The 20,486-nt window shown below is 64.2% G+C and carries 20 protein-coding genes and 1 pseudogene; 9 read left to right on the forward strand and 12 right to left on the reverse strand.

Features of this window, described 5'->3' with window-relative positions; translation table 11 throughout:
- The first annotated feature begins 169 nt into the window (after nucleotides 1-169).
- A complete protein-coding gene (locus ABIB29_RS04120; protein WP_354170346.1) occupies nucleotides 170-556 on the forward strand; it encodes an SHOCT domain-containing protein in 387 nt (128 codons plus the stop codon).
- A gap of 48 nt (nucleotides 557-604) precedes the next feature.
- Here the strand turns inward: ABIB29_RS04120 and ABIB29_RS04125 are convergent, their stop codons facing one another.
- The 4 genes from ABIB29_RS04125 to ABIB29_RS04140 all read right to left on the reverse strand — a co-directional run bounded on the left by ABIB29_RS04125 (nucleotide 605) and on the right by ABIB29_RS04140 (nucleotide 3,517).
- Nucleotides 605-1,270, reverse strand: coding sequence for a GAP family protein (locus ABIB29_RS04125; RefSeq protein WP_354170348.1), 666 nt, complete (start codon nucleotides 1,268-1,270; stop codon nucleotides 605-607).
- A 36-nt stretch (nucleotides 1,271-1,306) separates the two neighbouring features.
- Nucleotides 1,307-2,461 (reverse strand): AI-2E family transporter, encoded by a 1,155-nt coding sequence (locus ABIB29_RS04130; RefSeq protein WP_354170350.1) that lies wholly within the window; start codon nucleotides 2,459-2,461, stop codon nucleotides 1,307-1,309.
- A 111-nt stretch (nucleotides 2,462-2,572) separates the two neighbouring features.
- Nucleotides 2,573-2,959 (reverse strand): hypothetical protein, encoded by a 387-nt coding sequence (locus ABIB29_RS04135; RefSeq protein ID WP_354170352.1) that lies wholly within the window; start codon nucleotides 2,957-2,959, stop codon nucleotides 2,573-2,575.
- A gap of 96 nt (nucleotides 2,960-3,055) precedes the next feature.
- Nucleotides 3,056-3,517 carry a hypothetical protein gene (locus ABIB29_RS04140; protein ID WP_354170354.1) on the reverse strand — a complete coding sequence of 154 codons (462 nt, stop codon included), beginning with the start codon at nucleotides 3,515-3,517 and terminating at the stop codon, nucleotides 3,056-3,058.
- Between the two features lie 326 nt (nucleotides 3,518-3,843).
- Between ABIB29_RS04140 and ABIB29_RS04145 the strand changes: the two are divergent.
- The 3 genes and pseudogenes from ABIB29_RS04145 to ABIB29_RS04155 all read left to right on the forward strand — a co-directional run bounded on the left by ABIB29_RS04145 (nucleotide 3,844) and on the right by ABIB29_RS04155 (nucleotide 6,603).
- Nucleotides 3,844-5,244 (forward strand): annotated as a pseudogene (locus ABIB29_RS04145) (DUF2252 domain-containing protein).
- 45 nt (nucleotides 5,245-5,289) lie between these two features.
- Entirely contained in the window at nucleotides 5,290-5,640 is a 351-nt protein-coding gene (locus tag ABIB29_RS04150; protein ID WP_354170356.1) for a PLDc N-terminal domain-containing protein, read from the forward strand.
- A gap of 132 nt (nucleotides 5,641-5,772) precedes the next feature.
- Nucleotides 5,773-6,603, forward strand: coding sequence for a class II glutamine amidotransferase (locus tag ABIB29_RS04155; RefSeq protein WP_354170358.1), 831 nt, complete (start codon nucleotides 5,773-5,775; stop codon nucleotides 6,601-6,603).
- A 65-nt stretch (nucleotides 6,604-6,668) separates the two neighbouring features.
- Here ABIB29_RS04155 and ABIB29_RS04160 read toward each other — a convergent pair whose 3' ends face one another.
- The 3 genes from ABIB29_RS04160 to ABIB29_RS04170 all read right to left on the reverse strand — a co-directional run bounded on the left by ABIB29_RS04160 (nucleotide 6,669) and on the right by ABIB29_RS04170 (nucleotide 9,665).
- The gene (locus ABIB29_RS04160; protein WP_354170360.1) at nucleotides 6,669-8,087 is read right to left on the reverse strand and encodes a hypothetical protein; all 1,419 of its coding nucleotides are present in this window, start codon (nucleotides 8,085-8,087) and stop codon (nucleotides 6,669-6,671) included.
- A 536-nt stretch (nucleotides 8,088-8,623) separates the two neighbouring features.
- On the reverse strand, nucleotides 8,624-8,902 hold the full coding sequence (locus tag ABIB29_RS04165; RefSeq protein WP_354170362.1) for a hypothetical protein: 279 nt from the start codon (nucleotides 8,900-8,902) through the stop codon (nucleotides 8,624-8,626).
- Between the two features lie 202 nt (nucleotides 8,903-9,104).
- Complete coding sequence (locus ABIB29_RS04170) at nucleotides 9,105-9,665, reverse strand: potassium channel family protein (protein WP_354170364.1); 561 nt, start codon at nucleotides 9,663-9,665, stop codon at nucleotides 9,105-9,107.
- Between the two features lie 143 nt (nucleotides 9,666-9,808).
- On the opposite strand from ABIB29_RS04170, the gene ABIB29_RS04175 reads away from it, so the two are divergent.
- Together ABIB29_RS04175 and cls are read left to right on the forward strand one after the other, a co-directional pair.
- The gene (locus ABIB29_RS04175) at nucleotides 9,809-12,451 is read left to right on the forward strand and encodes a LuxR C-terminal-related transcriptional regulator (protein ID WP_354170365.1); all 2,643 of its coding nucleotides are present in this window, start codon (nucleotides 9,809-9,811) and stop codon (nucleotides 12,449-12,451) included.
- A 366-nt stretch (nucleotides 12,452-12,817) separates the two neighbouring features.
- Nucleotides 12,818-14,284: a cardiolipin synthase gene (gene cls / locus ABIB29_RS04180; RefSeq protein ID WP_354170367.1), complete on the forward strand. Its 1,467-nt coding sequence runs from the start codon at nucleotides 12,818-12,820 to the stop codon at nucleotides 14,282-14,284.
- A gap of 39 nt (nucleotides 14,285-14,323) precedes the next feature.
- Here cls and ABIB29_RS04185 read toward each other — a convergent pair whose 3' ends face one another.
- Both ABIB29_RS04185 and ABIB29_RS04190 read right to left on the reverse strand, forming a co-directional pair.
- Complete coding sequence (locus ABIB29_RS04185) at nucleotides 14,324-15,019, reverse strand: DsbA family protein (protein WP_354170369.1); 696 nt, start codon at nucleotides 15,017-15,019, stop codon at nucleotides 14,324-14,326.
- 81 nt (nucleotides 15,020-15,100) lie between these two features.
- Nucleotides 15,101-15,439: a YnfA family protein gene (locus tag ABIB29_RS04190; RefSeq protein ID WP_354170371.1), complete on the reverse strand. Its 339-nt coding sequence runs from the start codon at nucleotides 15,437-15,439 to the stop codon at nucleotides 15,101-15,103.
- Nucleotides 15,440-15,884: 445 nt separating this feature from the next.
- On the opposite strand from ABIB29_RS04190, the gene ABIB29_RS04195 reads away from it, so the two are divergent.
- A complete protein-coding gene (locus ABIB29_RS04195) occupies nucleotides 15,885-16,187 on the forward strand; it encodes a DUF4193 domain-containing protein (protein ID WP_354170373.1) in 303 nt (100 codons plus the stop codon).
- Between the two features lie 71 nt (nucleotides 16,188-16,258).
- Complete coding sequence (locus tag ABIB29_RS04200) at nucleotides 16,259-17,275, forward strand: prenyltransferase/squalene oxidase repeat-containing protein (RefSeq protein WP_354170375.1); 1,017 nt, start codon at nucleotides 16,259-16,261, stop codon at nucleotides 17,273-17,275.
- A 41-nt stretch (nucleotides 17,276-17,316) separates the two neighbouring features.
- On the opposite strand, the gene ABIB29_RS04205 is transcribed toward ABIB29_RS04200, so the two are convergent.
- From ABIB29_RS04205 to ABIB29_RS04215, 3 genes are all read right to left on the reverse strand, one after another.
- Nucleotides 17,317-17,652 carry a YegP family protein gene (locus ABIB29_RS04205; RefSeq protein WP_354170377.1) on the reverse strand — a complete coding sequence of 112 codons (336 nt, stop codon included), beginning with the start codon at nucleotides 17,650-17,652 and terminating at the stop codon, nucleotides 17,317-17,319.
- Between the two features lie 206 nt (nucleotides 17,653-17,858).
- A complete protein-coding gene (locus tag ABIB29_RS04210) occupies nucleotides 17,859-18,842 on the reverse strand; it encodes a dienelactone hydrolase family protein (RefSeq protein ID WP_354170379.1) in 984 nt (327 codons plus the stop codon).
- Between the two features lie 42 nt (nucleotides 18,843-18,884).
- Nucleotides 18,885-19,652, reverse strand: a complete 768-nt coding sequence (locus ABIB29_RS04215; RefSeq protein ID WP_354170380.1) for a TetR/AcrR family transcriptional regulator — start codon at nucleotides 19,650-19,652, stop codon at nucleotides 18,885-18,887.
- Between the two features lie 107 nt (nucleotides 19,653-19,759).
- Here ABIB29_RS04215 and ABIB29_RS04220 point away from each other — a divergent pair, with 107 nt between their 5' ends.
- Nucleotides 19,760-20,470 carry a DUF2306 domain-containing protein gene (locus tag ABIB29_RS04220; protein ID WP_354170382.1) on the forward strand — a complete coding sequence of 237 codons (711 nt, stop codon included), beginning with the start codon at nucleotides 19,760-19,762 and terminating at the stop codon, nucleotides 20,468-20,470.
- Nucleotides 20,471-20,486 lie beyond the last annotated feature (16 nt).

A 20,486-nucleotide genomic window follows, 5' to 3' on the forward strand; every position in this document is an offset into this window, starting at 1 on the left:
GGAATTCACCCCCAGCGGATGAGGAATTTACCGGGGCTCCGGGCGGAAAATGTCTGTACCTGCCCGGGTTCCGACTGCCAGGCGATGGCCTAGACGGGCAGTTTGTTCCATTCCCACCCAAGGCTGCGTAAACGTGCAATGCCACATCAACTGAGAGTAGGGAAGCCAAATGAGTTTCTGGGAGAACTTTTGGGATATTTTCTGGTGGTTCATTTATGTGTACGCATTCTTTGCATTCCTGTTCGCGTTATTCGTGATCATTGGTGACGTATTTCGCGACCAAGAGCTGACTGGCTGGTGGAAAGCCGTTTGGATCGTTTTCCTGGCCTTTCTGCCCATTTTGAGCGTGCTGGTCTACCTGATTGCCCGCGGTAAGGGCATGGCCGAAAGGACCATGGAACGGTCCCGCCGGAATCAGGAGGAAGCCGATGCGTACATCCGTCAGGTGGCGGCAGCGAGCCCAACCGAGGAGCTATCCAAAGCCAAGGCTCTTCTGGACGCCGGAACCATCAGCCCTGACGAGTTCGAGAAAATCAAGAGCAGCATCCTGGTCTGACGGCAGGTGGTCAGGCGTCACAGCTCTGAACGGTACCTAAAAGTCCGTTCAGAGCTGGACGACGGAGTAGCCGACAATGAACACACCGATCGTCAGTGTTGCGATCGCCGCAATTTTCTGGCCGTTGAGCTGCATCCACGTGTAGATGGCGGTCAGCGGCACTTCGGCCCGCTGCGGGGAGTGCAACCACACGGAGATCGGCACGACGACTGCTGACTGGGTGACGGCGGCGTACGCGAAGACGAGCAGGGTCCCCTGAAGCAACGGCGGTTCCCGGACGCTGATGAGCGCCCCGGCAGTGACGGCGAGCAGGATTGCCTTGGGCCGCAAATTCAGGCCCAGGCCCAGGACCACGAATTCCCACGGGCGTGCGGATTGGAACCTCGCCTTCATTTTGCCCAGTACAGCGCTGTCACTCTGGCTTCTGTGCCCGAAAAGGTAAAGGGCGTAGGCAATCAGGAAGAAGCCGATCAACAGACCGAGCCATGCCAGGATCTCGTCCTGGTTCAGTGCCGGCCGGCCCGGCAGCAAATGCAACCCGACAGCCGAGAAGCCGACAACCACGATTGATCCGGCAACGCTGCCAATGAGGAAGGGCAGTGCGCGGCGGCGTGGCTCGGGGGCGAGCAGGATCATGATGGTGATGCTTACGGGCACGGTGCTGATCGCCCCTGCCAGGCCGAACAGCACCAGGCTGGGGATGACACTCAGCACCTAGTCACCCGGCCTGGGGAATTGACCGACGGCATCTCATGCCTTCGGTTTGCTGCCGGGGCCCGGGGTACCGGATCCCCGCCGTGCCCTGCGGGCGCGAATCGCATCGTCTTCTTGCTTGAGGATAACCTCAAGGTCCTTTTTGTCTCCCGTCAAGGGCCGCCACCACGCGATGGTCGGGTCGGAGTCGAGGAGGATGGTGCGGGCAAGGAGTGTCAGGGGCACTGCGAGGATGGCGCCGACAGGTCCCAGGATAACGGCCCAGAACAGCACGGACACGAACGTTATCGTCTCACTGAGGGCCACCGCGTTGCCCACGTACTTGGGCTGGATGATGGACTGGATGATGCTATTGATCCCGCCGTAGATAACGATGACAGCGAGGACAGTCGGCCATCCGCCGGTGAGGAATCCGAAGAACAACGGCGGAACGATCGCGATGAAGTAGCCGATGTTCGGAATAAAGCTGCAAATGAAGGAGAGCAACCCCCACAGCAGCGCACCCGGGACCTGCAGAATGACCAGGACGAGCCAGTTGAAGAGGCCTTGGGCTACGCCCAGGACGGTGGTGGCGATCATGTAGCGGCGGACGCCGCCGCCAAAGCCGTTGAAAGCGTCGACCAGGGCCGGCCGGTGGTAATTCAGATGGGTCAGCAAAGCCGGCACGCGCGAGCCATCCACGGCCATCAGGATCAACATCGTCAGAATGATCACGAGGCTGGCCACGATACTGGTGATGTTGCCCAGGACTCCGCCGAGGAATCCGATGATGCGCCCGGGAGTAAACCCCTGCAGGACTGCCTGCGTTTGCTCGGGGCCGAAGCCCACTGATTCCAGCAGCTGGGTGATGGAGGCGCCCAGCTGGGCAAGCTGGGGACCGTATTGCGGCAGCAGTGCGGAGAATTGGGCCAGCGAGGCAACCAGCACCGCAGCGAACCCGGCCAGCAGGGCGAAGACGGCCGCGATGGTAGAGCCCGTGGCGAGTCCCCGGGGCACTCCGTGCCCTTGCATCCAGCGCCGCAGGGGATGAACGCAGAGCGTCAGCACGAAGGCAAAGAACACGGGCGTGAAAATCCCTCGCAACGCGGCCAGGCCGAAAGCTACAACGGTCGCGCAGGCCAGGGCGAGCAGGATGATGGTGGATCGGGGGAGGACAGGGCGTGGATTTGGTTCCGCTGGTTCCGGCCCCATGGAGCCCTCCTTCGTTCGCCTCGGCAATAGTCTAAAGTCGCGGCGGCCTTTCGAGTAGGGACCGCGTGGCAACCCCAGAAATTTCGCAGGCTTCAACGTCGACTGGATGAGTCAGGTTGTGACCCTGGTCTTGATCCGTTCGAACTCGTCCGCGCTGATGGTTCCAGTGTCCAGCAGGGTCTTGGCTTTGGAGATTTCGTCGTTCGGACTAACTGTGGCGGCCCTGCGGATATATGAATCCGCGGCGTCCTGGTCCCGTCGGGCCCCTTCCACGGACCGCTCGGCCATGCCCTTTCCGCGGGCAACCATGTACACCAGCAGCGTCAAGAAGGGCAGGAACGCCAGGAAGACGATCCAGACGGCCTTCCACCAGCCGCTCAGCTGTTGGTCGCGGAAAAGGTCGGCAATAACCATGAACAATGCATACAGGAAGGCGAAGAACGCATAAATGAAGAAAAACCACCAAAAAATGTCCCAAAAGTTTTCCCAGAAACTCATTTTGAATTCCCCGCTTCCATTTGATGCGGCATCGTCCTTGAACGCAGCCTTGAACGGTAGGCAGTTGAATGGAGGGCCCGCTGGGTAGTCCGGGTCCTAGCACTTAACCTCAGCCGCCAGGTCGCTCAGTGCGGCCTGGACGTTCGCTGCTGCGTCTCGCAGGGAGTCGGCCGTCTCGGAAAGGGTGGCGTCGTCGGGAACGTCAGTGACGGCGGCGACGAGCTTCGCCTCCGCCGCGATCACTGCGTCCACGCGTTCTTTAGCCTCGCTCCCTGTCGCGTCGACCAGGTCGTCATAGGTCTTCGCAACCTGGTCCCGTGCCGCACGGACCTGCTCCAGGGTTGCCCCCGGGGTGAGGGTGTCCTTAAAAGCCGTCAGGGAGTCGGCATAGGCGTCGGCGGCAGCGCAAACCGGCGAAACGGTCGGCTGCGCGCTGGAGGAGCTCGCCTGCGGGGTGGCGGTGCTCGCCGGTGGACTGGCGGTGCTGCACCCGGCCAGAAGCGCGACCGCGGCACCAAATGCCAGCAATCGTGCGGGAACTGCTCGAGGTCTCGACATTGGACGCCCCTCTCGGGTGGGCATTCGGCTGGCAGCCCTATCACTGGCAGGTAGAACCATCGTTAGCCCCGAGCCCGGCGCATGGATCACCCGCCGGGGGTGATATCGGGGGCGCTGCAGCCACGTATCCGACCCGCGACGGGTGCCATCTGATCCGCACTGCCCGGTACACACTAAGGGGGGCAGGACCGAGGCCGGAGGACTGTTCCGGCAGGGGAAGGATTGTGGGATGATGCGGTCATGTGCGCCAAAGAACCGATGAAATCGCCGGCATTTTGGGAGCTTCGCTGGTATTTGCGTCCGCTCGCCAATGGCACGGGTCGGCCGTGAAAAGCGCACCGGGACCGGCGCACAAGGATTCAATCGCCCGTGCCCAGGCAGCCGGGCGGGAGGCGAGGGGTCCGCTACCCCGCCGCGATTTCGCAGCGCTTACGTTGCCTGAGCGGGACCCCGTCGGAATCCTGGAAGGCCAGCATGCCACCCGGCTGGCGGACCTCATCCCCGTGCGCGTGGGGCGGATGCTGGAAAGTCCGTTTTCCTTCTACCGCGGGGCCGCAGCCGTCATGGCGCATGATTTGGCCGATTCCCCGTTCACCGGGCACACCCTGATCGCGAGCGGCGACGCGCACCTTGCCAATTTCGGGCTCTTCGCAAGCCCAGAACGACGGCTGATCTTCGACCTCAACGACTTCGATGAAGCCTTCCCGGCACCGTGGGAGTGGGACATCAAACGCCTCGCCGCGAGCATCTGGTTGAACGGGCGCAACACTTCCCACACGGAGGAACAATGCAGGACGGCAGTGCGTGCGTGCATACGTAACTACCGGCAGTCACTCAAGGCTCTCTACAGCCATACGGCGACTGAACGCTACTACTTTCAAGTGGATGCGGAATTTCTCGCAGCCAGGCAGTCGGCCGCGCACAAACGCATCAAGACCGAAGAGAAAAAGGCCCGCCAGCGAACGTCTGAACAGGTACTCACCAAGCTGACGTCGACCACGGAGTCCGGTGAGCCCAGAATTGTCGACCAGCCGCCGCTGGTTCGTCACCCGGAGGTCCAGGATTCCGGGGCGATGGGAAACCTTATTGAGAAGTAACGGAGTACCCTGCGGCCGGATACCTCGCTGTTGCTAAGCCAGTACCGACTGGTGGACTTCGCGCGGCGGATCGTAGGGGTCGGCAGCGTGGGGACGCGCAGCTGGGTGCTTCTGTTTGAAGGTCCCGCCGGCGAGCCGCTGTTTCTGCAGGCCAAGGAGGCCGGAAAGTCGGTGCTCGAGACTCACGGAGGCGTGCTCAACGCACCGGAGCCGGTCGAGAAAGCCCTGATTACGCGGGGACAGGGGTACAGGGTGGTGGGCGCGCAGCGCATCCTGCAGGCGCAGTCCGATCCGTTCCTGGGCTGGATCAAGGACGTGACGGGGGACGATGGGCGGCACCGGGATTTCTATATTCGCCAGTTCCGCGACATGAAGGGTTCTTTTACCTTGGCGGAAATGAACGCCCAGGAGACCGCGGACTACGGCAGCCTGTGCGGAGGGCTGCTCGCGCGGGCCCATTCGCAAAGCACTGGCAGCGCCTTCATCCTCGGGTATTTGGGCGGAAGCGAGGTTTTTGACGATGCGCTGGCGGACTGGGCCAGGAGCTATGCCGACCAAACCGAAGCCGATCACGCGGCGCTGGAGCAAGCCGTCCAATCCGGGCGTCTGCCCGCTGAACGCGGCGTGTAATACCTGAAGGGAGTGGCAATGACTTTCTGGGACTACTTTTGGCTCATGATTTCGTTTGTTCTCTACGTTTCTTACCTGGTGGTTCTATTTCTGATTGTCAAGGACATTTTCGCTGATTCGACGCGCACCGGATGGAGCAAGGCTGTCTGGGTGCTTGTCCTGATTTTCCTGCCGGTCTTCGGCGGCCTGGCGTACCTGATTGCCTTCGGGCAGTCCATGTCCCTGCGGCAGGCGGCCCGGAATGATGTGGCCAGGGATGATTTCGACGATTATGTCCGCCGAACGGCGGGAACCAACCCCGCGGAACAAATTGCCCAGGCGAAGACCCTGATGGATGACGGCGCACTGACGGCCGACGAATTCGCCGCGCTCAAGCAGCGCGTGCTTCGCCTCTAGTCAGTCGCCAGAAGCCGGTATGCGGAGCAGGCCGGATTGGCGCGGTTGATTCACCCCCGGCAGATGATGCGCGGGCACCTTGCCGGTGCTGGAATCGTGAGGGAATTCCGGCCTGAGTAGAAGGAGAGTGACATGTGCCGCTGGCTTGCGTATTCCGGTTCGCCCGTTCGACTGGATGATCTACTTTACAAACCCGCCAACTCGCTCGTAATGCAGAGCAAACACGCACGCATGGGAGTGGAAACCACCAACGGGGACGGCTTCGGCGTCGGCTGGTACGGGACGGCGCCCTTGCCCGGCGTCTTCCACAGCACGGAGCCGGCCTGGCATGACCGCAACCTGCGCGAGCTCGCAGGCCAGGCCTCGGCCGGACGCGTCTTCGCGCACATCCGTGCCACCACCGGCACGGCGGTCCAACAGACGAATTGCCACCCGTTCCGCCACGGCCGGTGGTTGTGGATGCACAACGGCGTCCTCACCGATTTTCCAAAGGTGAAGCGTGACCTGGCCATGGCCGTCGATCCCGGCCTCTATCCCGAGATCGAGGGATCGACGGACTCGGAAATATTCTTCTTCCTCGCGCTCACTTTCGGCCTGGAACGGGACCCCCGCGCGGCCGTCGCTGCGGCGGTTGGATTCATCGAAGACGTCGGACGACGCCATGGCATCGAACACGCGATCCAGATGACGGTAGCAACTACCGACGGCGACACCACCTGGGCGTTCCGCTACTCCAGCGAGGGCAAGTCCCGGTCACTCTTTCACAGTACCGACATCGCAACCCTTCGCGCCCAGTACCCGGACAACCCCCTCCTCCACGGACTCTCTGACGACACCCGGTTGGTCGTATCCGAACCGCTGGGGGACCTTCGCGGAGCCTGGCAGGAAGTCCCCGAGTCCACATGCGTTGTCGTGCACGAGGCTGGGCAGGACTTGTTCGCGTTTTCGCCGTCAGTCTCCTAGGGCTGCGGCCCCGTCACCGCCCGGGCACGTGGGATTCACGGTAAACCCGAGCGCTTGCCGGTGCATCAGGGGAGGGGAGAAGTTGGATTCGAAACCTCCGGCGGCCCGCCCGTCACGGGTTCGCCGGCCTGCACTGCGCCACTTGCATGGCCGGCAACCACGGCTGGGCGGCACACGAGTTCGATCAGGAGGATCGCCAGCCCGGCCAGGACTGCCGTCCAGATGGCGACGGCCGCCGTCGGGTACTGCCAGAGGATGAGCACCAGCACGGCGACGCCGAGAATGACGGCTTCCAGGATTCGCCGGTAGCGGGCCACCCAGTGTTGCCAAGGTTTGGCCTGTCCGGCGCCGAGCTTCCCGGTCAGGTAGTCTCCGGCCCGTGCAACGCCTTGTCGGACAAACTCGGCCTGGCGCGAATGACCGCTCAGGAAAGCGGCCACAGCAATCAGCAAACCCACGACAAAGACAAACCGCACGCCGGTCCGGAGCGGCGTCAGGAGGGTATCCACGAGGCTTTGAGCCGCTGCGGGGGAGACCGTGGCCGAGGGGATCGTGCTGAGGAAGATGTCCAGCCCGATGATAAGTGCCAAGGCCAGCACTGCCATGGCCACTGCCAGCGCCAACCCGACGCGGCTCGTCGTACGCCGTCGCCAGCCGCGCGGCGACACCGCAATGGCCCCCATGGCACTCAGCACCGTCAGCCAGGCCAGTATCGGGGCTGTCCGGTCCAGCGTTCTGATGGCATCTGAGGCCCTGACCAGTTCCGGCGACTGCAGCAGGGCAATTTGCGCGTCAACTTCCGGAATTCGGGTGGCTATGTCCACCCCTTGCTCGACAAGAAGAGTCTTGACCCGGGCAATAATCTCTTTGGTGGAGATCGCTACGGTGCCGCTCCGGTCGATATCGACGGTGCCGCCGGTGTTTCCGGTCGCAAGGTTGACGAGTCCCTGGTGGGCGACCCGGTTGACCTGAATCCATAGATCCTGGAACTGCGGGCCGGCAACGAATCTGGCGACGGCGGAATGTATGAGGGTCTTGGTCTGCTCGGCAATTGCGGGCGCCAGCCCCGTGATCACTGCGGCGGCCCGGGGTGCGACGTTGCCGAGTTCCGTCATGGCCTCCCGGGTGATGCCTTCGACGTCCACTGCTTCAGTGATCTGGGTGGTCACCTTGTTGGAGATCTCCGCCTGGATGGCAGGGTCCGAGGCCAACGGTGCGACAGTGGCCACGTAGCGATCAGTATCGAGTACTTCACTGCGCAGATAAAGGGCTGGCACAGTGGCAATTGCCAACACCGCGGTCAGAACCACGAGGACGATGGCAACAATCCGTCGAGCCAAACCCGCTCCCGGTCCGGGACGTCCCGGACTTGTCGTCCTGGCATCGTCCCGTTCGAGCCGTAGCCGGGCAACTTCGGCGCGCAGGCGGAGTATTTCTTCCTGTTCCGGGCTGCCGGGGACCTTCGCATCATCATGGAGTGACATGCGCGCGCACCGCCTGGATAGCGTCGTCTCGTCTCACGGGCTCGACTTCCGAGCCCATGGAGACCGGACGGTTCGGCACCGCCTTGAGTGCAGTGACAAAGGCAGGACTACTGGATCGCGCCACGGGAACCACCTCCAACGTCTGGTGTTCGGTTAGGAATGCCCGGCTTCCCAGGCTGATTTCACATAAGGATTCGGGCCTTCGCTGCAGCGAATTCGTCATCAGGGAGGAGGCCCGAGCTGTGCAGATCGGCGAGTCGAGAGAGCTGGTTCGCGAGTTCTCCTCCGCCTGGCGGCCGGGGAGATGCTGGTGGCGTCGAAAGGGGCGGGGTACGCGCGGCCGGGACCGCGTCCGCGGCCGCTGCATCCTGGAGCGCGCTTTCCTGTTCCCGCCGCGTGGCGCGGCGGTTGGCTGCATTGGCTGACGCCTGTGGAGTACCCGGGATAGCTCTCGTTCGAGCAACCGTTCCGAGCAGCCCGGGGCGGCCGCTTCTGTCACATGGCATGCGAGCTTCCCTTTTGTCGGTATATCCCGTTCAGCTTGTGGTGACGCCATCGGCCGCCAGTTCCAGGTCAGCGTCGTTGAGAAGAGTCAGCGGTCGGGAATCACGGATCATGCCGGACCATGCCGCGGGCAGATCATCCTGCAAGTCACGGACGTGCACAACGCCCTGCACATCCCTGCTCACCAGGGCCAAATCCACCAGCGCCACCGCACCGGATTTGACCGTCTCGCTGAGTGCTCTGATGACGGTGGCGTCGACGGCCGGTTTCGGAAATGCACAGATAATTACTTCCAATGGACCGATCTTCATGTGAAGCTCCTGTTCCCTGGCGGGCAGCCGTGACAATTTTCATTGTCCACGTGGCGTGCTGGCCCGACCCCACCCACGCAGGGTGATCTGCCGTTTTCGCCGCCAGAACTCCGCTTGCGGCGGGAGTGGCCGCCGAGAACAGCCGGGGCAGCTGCCTCAACGCTACGGGACTGGGCTCATCCGTTCGGGGTGAGCACTGGCATTACCCGCGCAGACGCCGGCCCGCCGCAAAAAAGGCGACCTTTGCCACCAAGACAAGGGCGCCCAGGCCGGCGACCATCTGAACCGTCACAACAGCCCGCGCGAGTTGACTGACCGGAGTAATGTCGCCGAACCCCACCGTGGCGAACGTGACCGTGGTGAAGTAGAGGCCATCCACCCTGCTCAGCGGTTCGGTAAATGCCGAAGGGTCCGTGGCCGATAGAGATATGTACAGCAAAGCGAAGAGACACAGGAACATCAGGACGGTCTCAACGACTGCTTCGGCCGCGCGGATCTGGGGTACTTCGGCCGCGATGATCATTCGCAATTGCAGGCCCAAGGCGCTCAGAAAGATGAACAAGACACCCCCAAGCCGGATCCATGCCGCAGCCGGGTTGTCCTCATTGAAACCGCCGATGGGAATAGCGAAGTAAAAAATGAGGACTACCGCCAGGAAAGCCGCCATCCGCAGGAACGCGACGACAAGAACATGGCGTCTGGCGGCCTTATCGAGCTCACGGACAAAGACGGGAGCTTTCCGGCTCCCCTGCTTAGCGGCCATGACTGATGGTACTCCCGGGCAGGGAAACAGTTTCCGGGCTCCGCGGCGCTGCTGGCATACCCGGACATTTTGGCTCAGGACGCCCGGGCACAAGGACCTTATGCCCCTGTTGGACCCTCTTGCGCGCTTCTACGATGAAAGACGTGGGAGAGACGCGAGTGCCTGCAGCTGTGCCGGGTCCGCAGTCCAAGACCCGCCCACCACTGCGCGGTCTGGGAGCGTTGGAGCGCCCGCGGCTGGACAGCGCTTTGACCGCCGCCGCTGATGCCCATCGACTGACCGTGGTCGCGGCCCCGGCCGGCTACGGGAAGACCACTGTGTTGGGCGACTGGGCCCGCCACTGCGATCTGACCTGCGCCTGGTTCTCGCTCGACCGGTTCGATGCTCAACCAGCGCGGCTTTTCCAGGGGGTAGTGGCGGCTATCCAGGCCGCCGCCAGCCAGAGCCCTTTGCCCGGCAACAACGCGCTGCTGGCCCTGAATCAGAGCCTTGCCGACGACCGTGCTGCGTCCTATGACCTCCTGCTCGGCGCCCTTGAACAACTCACGGAGCCGATGGCGCTGATCATCGACGATATTCACCTGGCCGGGCCGGAACTATCCGGCGGGATAGTCGGGGTCCTCGCCGCCTCAGCCCCGCCAACCCTGCGGCTGGTCCTTTCCGGGCGGGGTCATCCTTCCATCCAGTTGGAACGGCACAGGTTTGGGGAAGGCCTCGGGCAGCTCGGCGCTGCTGAGCTCGCCTTAACGCAGGGTGAAGTCGCCCAGGTTGCCTCTTCGCTGGGACAGGACGAACCCTTTGATGCCGAACCCCTCTGGAGGTTGACTGCCGGATGGCCGGTCGCCGTCCACGCCAGCCTCACCGCACTGGCGCAGGGCCGTCACGTGCCGGGCCGGACCACCAACACTCCGCCCGAGAACCTGCCGCTTTCCGATTACATCGCTGAGGAAGTGCTGGACCAGCTGGACCGGCCACTGGCGGACTTTGTCCTGCGCGCCACAACATGCGAATGGCTGGGCCGCAGGCTCGCCGTCGAACTTCATGGCCAGCCCGACGGCGGCCTGCTACTTGAGTCCTGTCTCCGCAACGGCCTGTTCATCGAGGAGTACGAATACCGCGACGGTGAATCCATGTACCGGTGGCACTCGCTTTTCGCTGCACAATGCCGCCGAATACTGGAACGGAGGGACCCGCTTCTTGCCGAACGGCTTCACCGCATCGCGGCGCGGTACTACCAGGACACGGACGTTTCCGAGTGCGTGAACCAAGCACTGCAGGGGCAGGCGCCCCGCCAGGCTGTCATGTCAATCGGAGGGCATTGGCTGGAGTTCCTGCTGCGGAACGGCGCACCCGCCCTTGAGCAATTGTGTCTCAACCTCCCGGCGCCGTGGAACGCAGACGCCGAGATGCTGATGATCCGGTCCCTCTGCCGGGAGCTTGATGGCGACAGGGGCGGGGCCTCGGAACTCAGTCAGCGTGCTATGGCGCGTACCGCTGAACTGGATGCTGCCCGGCGGGGCACGCTCGACAGTTGCCGTGGCCTCTTCGAGCCGGTGCCGGCCCACGGCCTGCTGGACTTGCGCCTGCCGGCCGGCGACGGACGGGCGCTTCCCGAGTTCCAGGCCGAACGTCGGCTCGCGAGCTCTTCGACAGGCATGTTCCTGCTTGCCCAGGCCGAGTTCAGGCTGCACCGCGGCGGACATCAGGCAACCGTATTGCTCGAATCGGTCGTGGCCGACCGCCGCGACCAGCAACCGGAGCGGGCGGAAATATTCGCCGATGCGGAAAGGGCTTTGGCACACGCCGTCGCCGGCGATCTTGCGACGGCTGACGAACTAGCGACCCAAACGTTGGAGAGGGCGGATGCCCGGGGCTGGAGTTCGCAGGACCGGATGGCCGCCGCCTGGCTGGCACGCGGCATTGCGTACTACTGGAGGGACGAGCTGAAGGGGGCCCGGGCCCATCTCGTCAAGGCCCTGCGCCTCGGGAACAAGTTCTCCGCGCTCGGCGCGCTCGGCGTCGTCTACCAGGTTCTGGTTGACTGTGCCTCCGGCGACGAATCCCATCTTGCCGACTCCCGCGCTGCGCTGGAGTCCCTCCACGCCCGGGGGCTGTACGGAGTGTCGTGGAACGACTTTCACACCATTGCCTGGGCGAAGCTTGCTGAGGCCAGGGGTGACCTGGACAGCGCGTTGGCTGTCGTCGAGCCGATGGGTGCCGGCGGGCACGCGCCCCTGGTGGACACGCTGCTCGCAGAACTCCTGCGTCGCGGCGGCGAGATCAGCGCCGCCCAGCGCTGTGCCAGGGAACTGACGAGTGAGCACCGGAACGGCTACCTCGACACCAGCATGAGCCTGACCGAGGCGCTCCTGGCCCACGGAAACCGGGATGAAGCCAGGACTCACGAGCGGATAGAAAATGCGGTCCATCGCGCCGAACCCCAGTCCGTTCTGCGCCCATTCACCGAGCGGCGGGACGATATCGCAGAGCTGCTGATCCGGCACGCCGTATGGGGCACCACCCATGAGCCGTTCATCGCGGCCCGGATGGCACGCCACACGCAAGGTCACCCACCCCTCCGGACACGGTCGTACTGGACCCTCACGGACCGCGAACGCGAGGTCCTGGCCTATATGCGCTCAGTCATGACGGCGGCCGAGATTGCAGAGGCCCTTTTCATTTCCGTGAACACTGTCAAGACTCACGAACGGTCCATCTACCGCAAACTCGGTGCAACGGGGCGGCGCGATGCCCTGAAGACTGCAGCCGAACGCGGGATCGTCTAAGCCGTCAGGTCCGCGTGGCCGGTACGGAACGTCACCCGTCAGGGATGATGGCCCCTGCCGGCAAGGGGCCAACAATTGTTAAACCGGCCATTGGTCGGGCTGACCGGGGACAGCCCATCCGGGAAAGGAGCCTCCAATGTCACGACCCCGCCCGATCCTCGGAGGACTGATCGCACTCGGGGCAGCCACTGGACTGATGACCGGGTGCAGCACGGCTTCGAGTCCGCAGGAGAACGAGTCGAAAGTGTGCGCCGCGACCACGGCATATGCTTCGGCGCTGACGAGGGTCCTGGCCTGACGTTGTCTGCGATCCTCCCTATCCGACGGACAGTCGTCATTTCCCCGGCAGAAGGGCCGTAAGTCCCAGTGCGCGAATTTCTGAGGGACCCCGAAACCATCGCTTTGCTCGCCCTGGCGGCCCATATTTTCCTGGTGGCCGTGGCGGCAGTCCTTGTGACAATGAACCGTCCCCCATCATCGGCGATTGCCTGGGTTCTCGCCATTATTTTCATCCCGCTCCTCGGAGCAGTCGTTTTTCTCCTCGTTGGATACGCGAAACTGCCCAAGCCCCGCCGCGACAAACAACGGGAGGTAAATGATCTGGTCCTGGCCCGGACGGAGGGGAGTCCGCTGATCAGCAGTGGCGTTGACTGGCCCGAGTGGCTGCATTCGCTGGTGGCGTTGAACAGCAACCTGGGGGCGCTTCCTATGGTCAACGGCAACAGTGCCGAGCTCCTCCCTGACTACAACGGCACTTTCGATGCCATGATCGCGGAGATCGAGTCGGCGGCCAGCTACGTGCACGTGGAGTTTTACATCCTTGTCCTCGACTCGACCACGGAACCGTTCTTCCAGGCGCTGGCCCGGGCACGGGAGCGGGGCGTAGCGGTGAGAGTGCTCTCTGATGACCTGGCAGGCCTCATGTTCCCGGGCCGCAAGGAAACCATAAAGTACCTGCGGGACGCCGGGGCGGAATATCACCCCATGTTGCCGTTGCGGCCGTTCCATGGCCAGTGGCAGCGGCCGGACCTGCGCAATCACCGGAAGATCCTCGTCGTCGATGGTCGCGTCGGATTCACCGGATCGCAAAACGTCATTGACGCCAGTTACAACAAGAAAAGCAACCTCAAGCGCGGGCTTCGGTGGCACGAGCTGATGGTGCGGCTCGAAGGGCCCGTCGTCCGCGAGCTGGACGCGGTCTTCGCGACAGACTGGTACAGCGAAACGGATGTGCTGCTGCCGTTGGATTCGCGGACGCGAGTCCTCGACCCCGGGACCGCACTCATCGACGCACAAGTGTTGCCCAGCGGCCCCAGCTTCGACAATGACAACAATCTGAAGCTCTATGCCGCGCTCATCCATAAAGCGGAGCGCCGTGTCAGCATCACCAGTCCGTACTTTGTGCCGGATGAATCCATCCTGATGGCCATCGTCACGGCCGCCGCCCGGGGACTTGGTGTCGAGCTTTTCGCTTCCGAGGTCGGCGACCAGAGCATGGTCTACCACGCGCAGCGTTCGTACTACGAGGCGCTGCTCCGCGCCGGCGTCAGGATTTACCTCTACCGGGCACCCCAGGTGTTGCATTCGAAGCACTTCACCATCGACGAGGAGGTTGCGGTGATCGGGTCCAGCAACATGGATGTCCGCTCGTTCAGCCTCAACATGGAGGTGTCGGTGCTTGTCCATGGCCGCGGGATTGTGGACGCTATCCGCAGGATTGAGGACGGGTACCGGGAGAACAGCCTTGAACTCCAGCTCGAGGACTGGATCCGGCGGCCCGTCGCCCAGAGGGCGTTCGATAACCTGGCGCGCCTGACCGCATCCCTCCAATAACACCGTAGCGGGTCCTGCGGGGGCGTCCTGGCATGGCGCTTACTGGGCTGCGTCGGTGAGTAACTGCCGGAATTCCGCTTCCGTGTCCAGCACCAGTTTCTTGCCATTGAGGAAGAAGGTCGGTGTGCCGGTGACCCCCAGGGCCGTACCGTCCGCAGCATCCTTCCGGATCCGTTCCTTGGTACTCTCGTCCGCCACTGCGGCGTCGTACCTGGCCAGGTCGAGTCCGAGCTCCTGCGCATAGCCGCGGAACACGGTGGCCTGGGATTCCTGCTTTCCGCCCCACTCGGCCTGGGTTGCGAAAAGCTTCGCCGCCATCTGCTCGTATTTGCCTTGCTGTGCGGAGGCCTCGACCGCCAAGGCGGCCGTCCCGGAGTTGCGGTGTCCGGGTAGAGGGAAGTGGCGGTTCACAAACGTGATCCGGTCACCGTACTCCTTTTTGAGGTCCTCGACGAGCGGATGGGCGGCCCGGCAGGACTCGCATTCGAAATCCAGGAACTCGACCAATTGGGCCTTTTCGACAGCTGGGGAGCTGAGCCGGTGGCTGTCCTCGCGGACCAGTTGGGCCCTGGCCGCCGGCTGCTGGGATTCGGGTGCTGGCCTGTTCGTCGTCAGGACCGCGTACCAGACGAGGCCAGCTGCGACGACAGCACCGAGCAGAGTCCAGAGGACCAGGCGGATTGTCTTCGCGGGGTCACGCCGGGCCGTTGTTGGTTTGGTCGTCGCCGGTGTCATCACTATGGATAGCTTTCATTATCGCGCCGGGCGGCGGGTTGGATTGGACGGGCGGTGCGCAACGGGGTCCGCGCCTCCGGTCTAGCCGGCGCTTCGTGGCGCGAACATGATCACGGCCACGCCGAGCAGGCAGAGCACGGAGCCGATGATGTCCCATCGGTCGGGCCGGAACCCGTCAAACATCATTCCCCATGCGAGCGAGCCGGCGACAAAGACGCCTCCATAGGCTGCGAGGATGCGTCCGAAGTGCGCGTCGGGCTGGAGGGTCGCAACGAAGCCGTACGCGCCCAGTGCGAGGACGCCCAGCCCGGCCCACCACCAGTCCTTGCCCTCGCGGACCGACTGCCAGACCAGCCACGCGCCGCCGATTTCAGCCGCAGCAGCGAGCACGAACAGCACAACCGATTTAGCGATAGTCACTGATCCATCATTGCAGGGCGCTTGTGGGCCGGAAGCGCGTCACGGTTCCCGCCAGTTCCGGGTGTCGTTGAAGATGCAGCCCAGGCGGCTGCACTGCCGGGCACTCACCCGCCAGTCAGGCTGGCTGGAAGCCGCAGACCGCTCGTCTTTCCAGATCGGGATGACCCGCGAGCCACACTCCCGACAAGGAGTCTCCACGTGGGCGCGCCTTTGCGCTTTGTTCATCATTTCCCCCCAAAGAAACTCACCAGAATATAGCCGTAAATCGAACGAATGTACAAACTATGGACTGCTATGGGCTGCTGGGGGTTGCGGGAAAGCCGCTACCGGCGGGCCCGTATCCGGGTCATGGACCAAGGAACTTCTGGTGAGGGGGAATACTGGAGCAGGTCCATCTGTTGAACAGCTATCCGACCCGCAATCCGAAGAAGAGAGAATCACGTCAGTGGCAACCGATTACGATGAAGTACGTTCCGACGTCAAGGAATCGCAGGACAGGTCCCTGGAGGCGCTGCAGTCTGCGAATGCTCCGGACGCCCGAAGCGTGGTGCGCGAGCTGGATGAGGCGGATTCGCTGGACGACTCGATCGTCCCCGGCGGAGAATTCGTCGCCGAGGAACTCATCGTCCAGGTCATCCCCCAGGCGGAGGATGAATTCACCTGTTATTCCTGTTTCCTGGTCCGGCACCGGTCCCAGATCGCGCGTGAGAAGAACGGCCACGCATACTGCGTTGACTGCGAGGGTTAGGAGCGGGCCGGACTGACAAAACGTCGGCAGTGGCGATGGCACGGAAGGACTCGGACCACTACAATCGGCGCATGACCATTCTGGACTGGCTGCTGGATAGTGATCCATCCATCCGATGGCAGGCGCTGCGGGATCTTGCCGGCGCACCTTCCGACGTCTTGGCTGCCGAGCGCGCACGGGTGGCGACCGAGGGGTGGGGCGCCCGGTTGCTGGCTCTGCGCGGCGACGATGGCCAATGGGCCGGGGGAGCGTACTTCCCCGGGCAAGGCGGCGATTCCTGCGTCGGGCCTCCTGATGGAGCTGACACCCCAGAGAGCCAGGGTGACTCCACCGGGCATGAAGGGGCCGACGACGGGACCCAGCCCTGGACCGCCACCACCTACAGCCTCCTGCAGCTGCGAGACTTCGGCGTCGAGCCGGGCAGCGAGCAGATGCGCCGGACCGTGGCGCTGGTGCGGGACAACTGCCGCTGGGAGGAGGGCGGACAGCCCTATTTCACCGGCGAGGTCGAGCCGTGCATTAACGGCATGGCGGTTGGGCTCGGCGCCTACTTCGGGCAGGACGTCCACGGCGTGGTCGCCCGGCTGGTCAGTGAACAGCTCGACGACGGCGGGTGGAACTGCTGGGCAGAGTACGGCGCAGTCGTTTCCTCGGCCGCGACGACGATCAACGTCCTCGAGGGCCTCCTGGCGCATGAGCAGTCAACAGGCGGCTCCGCGGAATCCATCGAGGCGCGTCGCCGTGCCGAGGAGTACCTCCTTGAACGACGGCTGTTCCGCCGCAAAAGCACGGGCGAGGTCATCGACCCGGCCTGGCTGGAGTTCTCATTCCCGACCCGCTGGCACTACGACGTGCTCCGTGCCCTGGAGTATTTCCGCTCCGCCGGTGGTCCGCCCGACCCGCGCATGGCCGAGGCAGTCGAACTGCTCCGATCCAAACGGCAGCCCGACGGCACCTGGCTGCTCGAAAACACGCACCCCGGACAGGTCCACTTTGAGCTCGAGGGCGGAGACGGGCGGCCCAGCCGGTGGAACACCCTGCGCGCGCTGCGGGTCCTGCGCTGGTACGGGGACGGAGCGCACCCGTAGCCCCCACAGCGGGTTCGTAGCGCCCGTCATCCCGGATCTGCCTACGCTGCGCCGGTCCACCGGGGCACGGATGACGCCCGCCGGATGGTCTTGGCGCGGCTGTGGAAGCCGTCGGCCCTCCTGTGCCAGCCATGGCGGGCCAGCGGGGCGTCGCCGGAAGGCGCTGATTCCTGAACCCGGCCGGGCCCGCTGGCCCCGGAACACAGATCCGTGATCAGCCCCATCCCGGCGCACTCCCGCACGGCGGCGATGCCGGCGACGGCAGCGGACTTGTCCCGGAACGCAGCCGACACCGCCATCACGGTGCCGTCCGGTGCCCTGAGCCGGAATCGAAACCTCGACTCCGCGTCAACAAACAGTTCAAATTTGCCGGCCATTGCCATCCTCCCGGTCTGGGGAGCCCGTCCCTCGGCGTCACTACCGCGGATCAGGCCGGAACGCATCACTGCGTCCGTGTCCCGGTGCCCTCGTCGACCGATCACGAAAGATCAGTTCATCTCGTGATATCCAGTCTGTTGCAGGCCCCCCGGGACCCACAAGGAACGGCAGGTAAATCCTAAGTAAAAGCCGTGCAACAACGGGCTCACACGTACTTGGTGAACCAGGCCAGCGTGTCGTTCCAGGCGGCGGTGGCCTGCGCCTCAACATAACGCGGCCCGGTGTCATTGTGGAAAGCGTGGTCGACGCCGGGATAGACGGTGAGCTGGTGGCGGACGTCCGTGGCAGCGAGGGCATCCCGCAGCGCCGGCAGTGCGCCCGTGATCCGCTGATCCAGTTCAGCGTAGACGCCGAACACAGCCGGCTGAATCGTCGGGACTTTGTCCAATTCGGGGGAGGGCCCGTAAAAGGCTGCAGTCGCCTTCAGTCCGGGCAGTTCCGTCGCCGCCTGCCACGTGATGCCCCCGCCGAAGCAGTATCCGGTCATGGCGATGCGCCCCTCGTCGACGAAGTCCTTTGTCTGCAGGTAATCAAAAGCCGCCGCGAAATCGGAAACATGGCGCTGGACGCCGGCCGCCGTCAATGCGCCCGGGACGGCGTCGCGGTCCATGCCCGCGGTGCCACCTTCCCTGCTGAGCAGGTCCAGCGCCAGGGCAGCGTAGCCGGCCTTGGCGAAACGGCGAGCCACGTCCTCAATGTGCGCAGTCAGCCCGCGGTTCTCATGGCAGATCAATACGGCAGGTCCGGATGTACCCGCCTCCGGCCGGGCAAGGTAGGCGCTGATGTCTGTTCCCTCGGCAGGGAATCGCACCGTCTCTGTCAGCAGACCGGGCGCTCCCTCAGGAACGGAGAGCGGGCTCTTGGCTCCCGGCACCGGGCCAAGGGAGGCGGTGCCGGTTCCCGTGCCCGACGGGGAGGGGCTGGGGGTGGGGGTCGGCATGGGGTCGGTGCTGCGCGGTACTTCCTCCGGAGTGCAGCCCACCAGCAGCATCGCCGCCGAGGCCGCGGCCATGCTGCCCGTAATGAAAGCCACCCGGCGCGTGAACGTCCGCTGGCTCATGGCGCCGGCGCGGTAATCGTCGAAGAATTCCTCGATCAGGTACTTCTCAAACTTGCCAAGTTTGGTCATGACAGGCCTCCTGGAGTGTCCGCACATCCTCCTCCGAAGTCCCTAATGAGGCAAGGGCACGCCTTGTTGGTTCCCGGCCCGGGGACGGTTCAGCTTCGCCTGCCGCGATGACCAGCCCTGCTCGTGCAGCCGCTCAAAGCCGTCGAGGAGCAGGTCGAGGGCAAACTCGAATTCGAACTGGTCGTCACAGCCGTGCCCCACGACCGACCCTTCCTCGTGCGTCGCCGCGGTGGCGATCGCTACGATGTTCGGATACCGGGCCGCCATCTGCTCGACCATGGCGGCCTGGGCTTCCGGTGAAATCCCGGCAGGGGACTCCGCCGTCGGGACCGCCGGATCGTCGAACAGCTCCTGGGTGAACCCCCACATGCGGCCCCCGAGGGCATGCATCACGTGGTGCGTGAGGTCGGCAGAGAAGCCGCCGGCCAGGAACATTCCCGCGAACGAGTCCATGTAGTCAAGAACCGCGGGGGTCTTGTTGGTCCGCGATTCAATGGCCCGGCGTGCCCACGGGTGCCGCTGCAACGCCTGCCTCGCCGAAAGCACCCGCAAGCGGACGGCGCCTTTCCAGCCCAGCTCCGTCCCCGGGGGATCGATCTCGCCGATCAGGCTCGCGACCATCCCGTCGAGCAGCTCGTCCTTGTTGGAGACATGTTTGTAGATCGCCATTGGCACCACGCCGAGGTCTTCAGCGAGCCTGCGCATGCTGAGCGACTCCAGGCCGACGTCATCAGCGAGTGCGACGGCGCCCTGCAGCACCCGCTCCCGGTTCAAGGGCGTGCGGCGTGCGGCCTCCAGCTGCTGAGTCATCCGACAACCTTTCCCTAGCGGCATCCTCTTGACAAGTGTACTGCGTACACCTACGGTTGGGCCCTATTAGGTGTACGCCGTACACCACCTGCATTGAGGACCAGGCCATGACAACATCACCCAGCAGCGCCCTCCGGCCCGGCCGGCGCACGGCGCCCCAATGGCTCGTACCCGCCGGGCTGATCCTCCTGAGCCTCATCCCGGTGATCGCCGGGGCGTCGAGGATGACGGAACTGGCCGGCGGCGCCGCCATCACGCCCCAGAATGCGAGGTTCTTTGCCTCCCCGGTCCCCGTCGTGGTCCACATCGTCAGCGTCACGGTCTACAGCCTGCTTGGGGCATTCCAGTTCGTTCCCGCGCTGCGGGGCAGACGAGGCTGGCACCGCGTCGCCGGAGGCATCCTCATCCCGGCTGGCCTGCTCGCTGCCCTCTCCGGGCTGTGGATGTCGGCCTTCTACCCCCTCCCGGACGGCGACACGGACGTCCCGGTCCGGCTGCTCTTCGGCTCGGCCATGCTGGTCAGCATCATTCGTGGAGTGATAGCGATCAAGCGCCGGGATTTCGTTCGGCACGGTGCATGGATGACGCGCGGCTATTCGATCGGCGTCGCGGCGGGAACCCAGGCCGTGGTGATTCTGCCCTGGATGCTGCTCGTGGGAACCCCCGACGAACTGACCCGCGCACTGCTGATGACGGCGGCCTGGGTGATCAATCTGGCTGTGGCCGAGTATGTGATCCATCGTCGTGCCCGGCAGTCCGCCCTGCATGTTCCCCGTCCGGCCGTCCGGTCTCGCCCGACCACTGCGGGGGTGCCGTGATGAGGGTGGACAGCCG

It is taken from the genome of Arthrobacter sp. UYEF36 (genome assembly GCF_040547025.1).
In the GTDB taxonomy this organism is placed as follows: Bacteria; Actinomycetota; Actinomycetes; order Actinomycetales; family Micrococcaceae; genus Arthrobacter.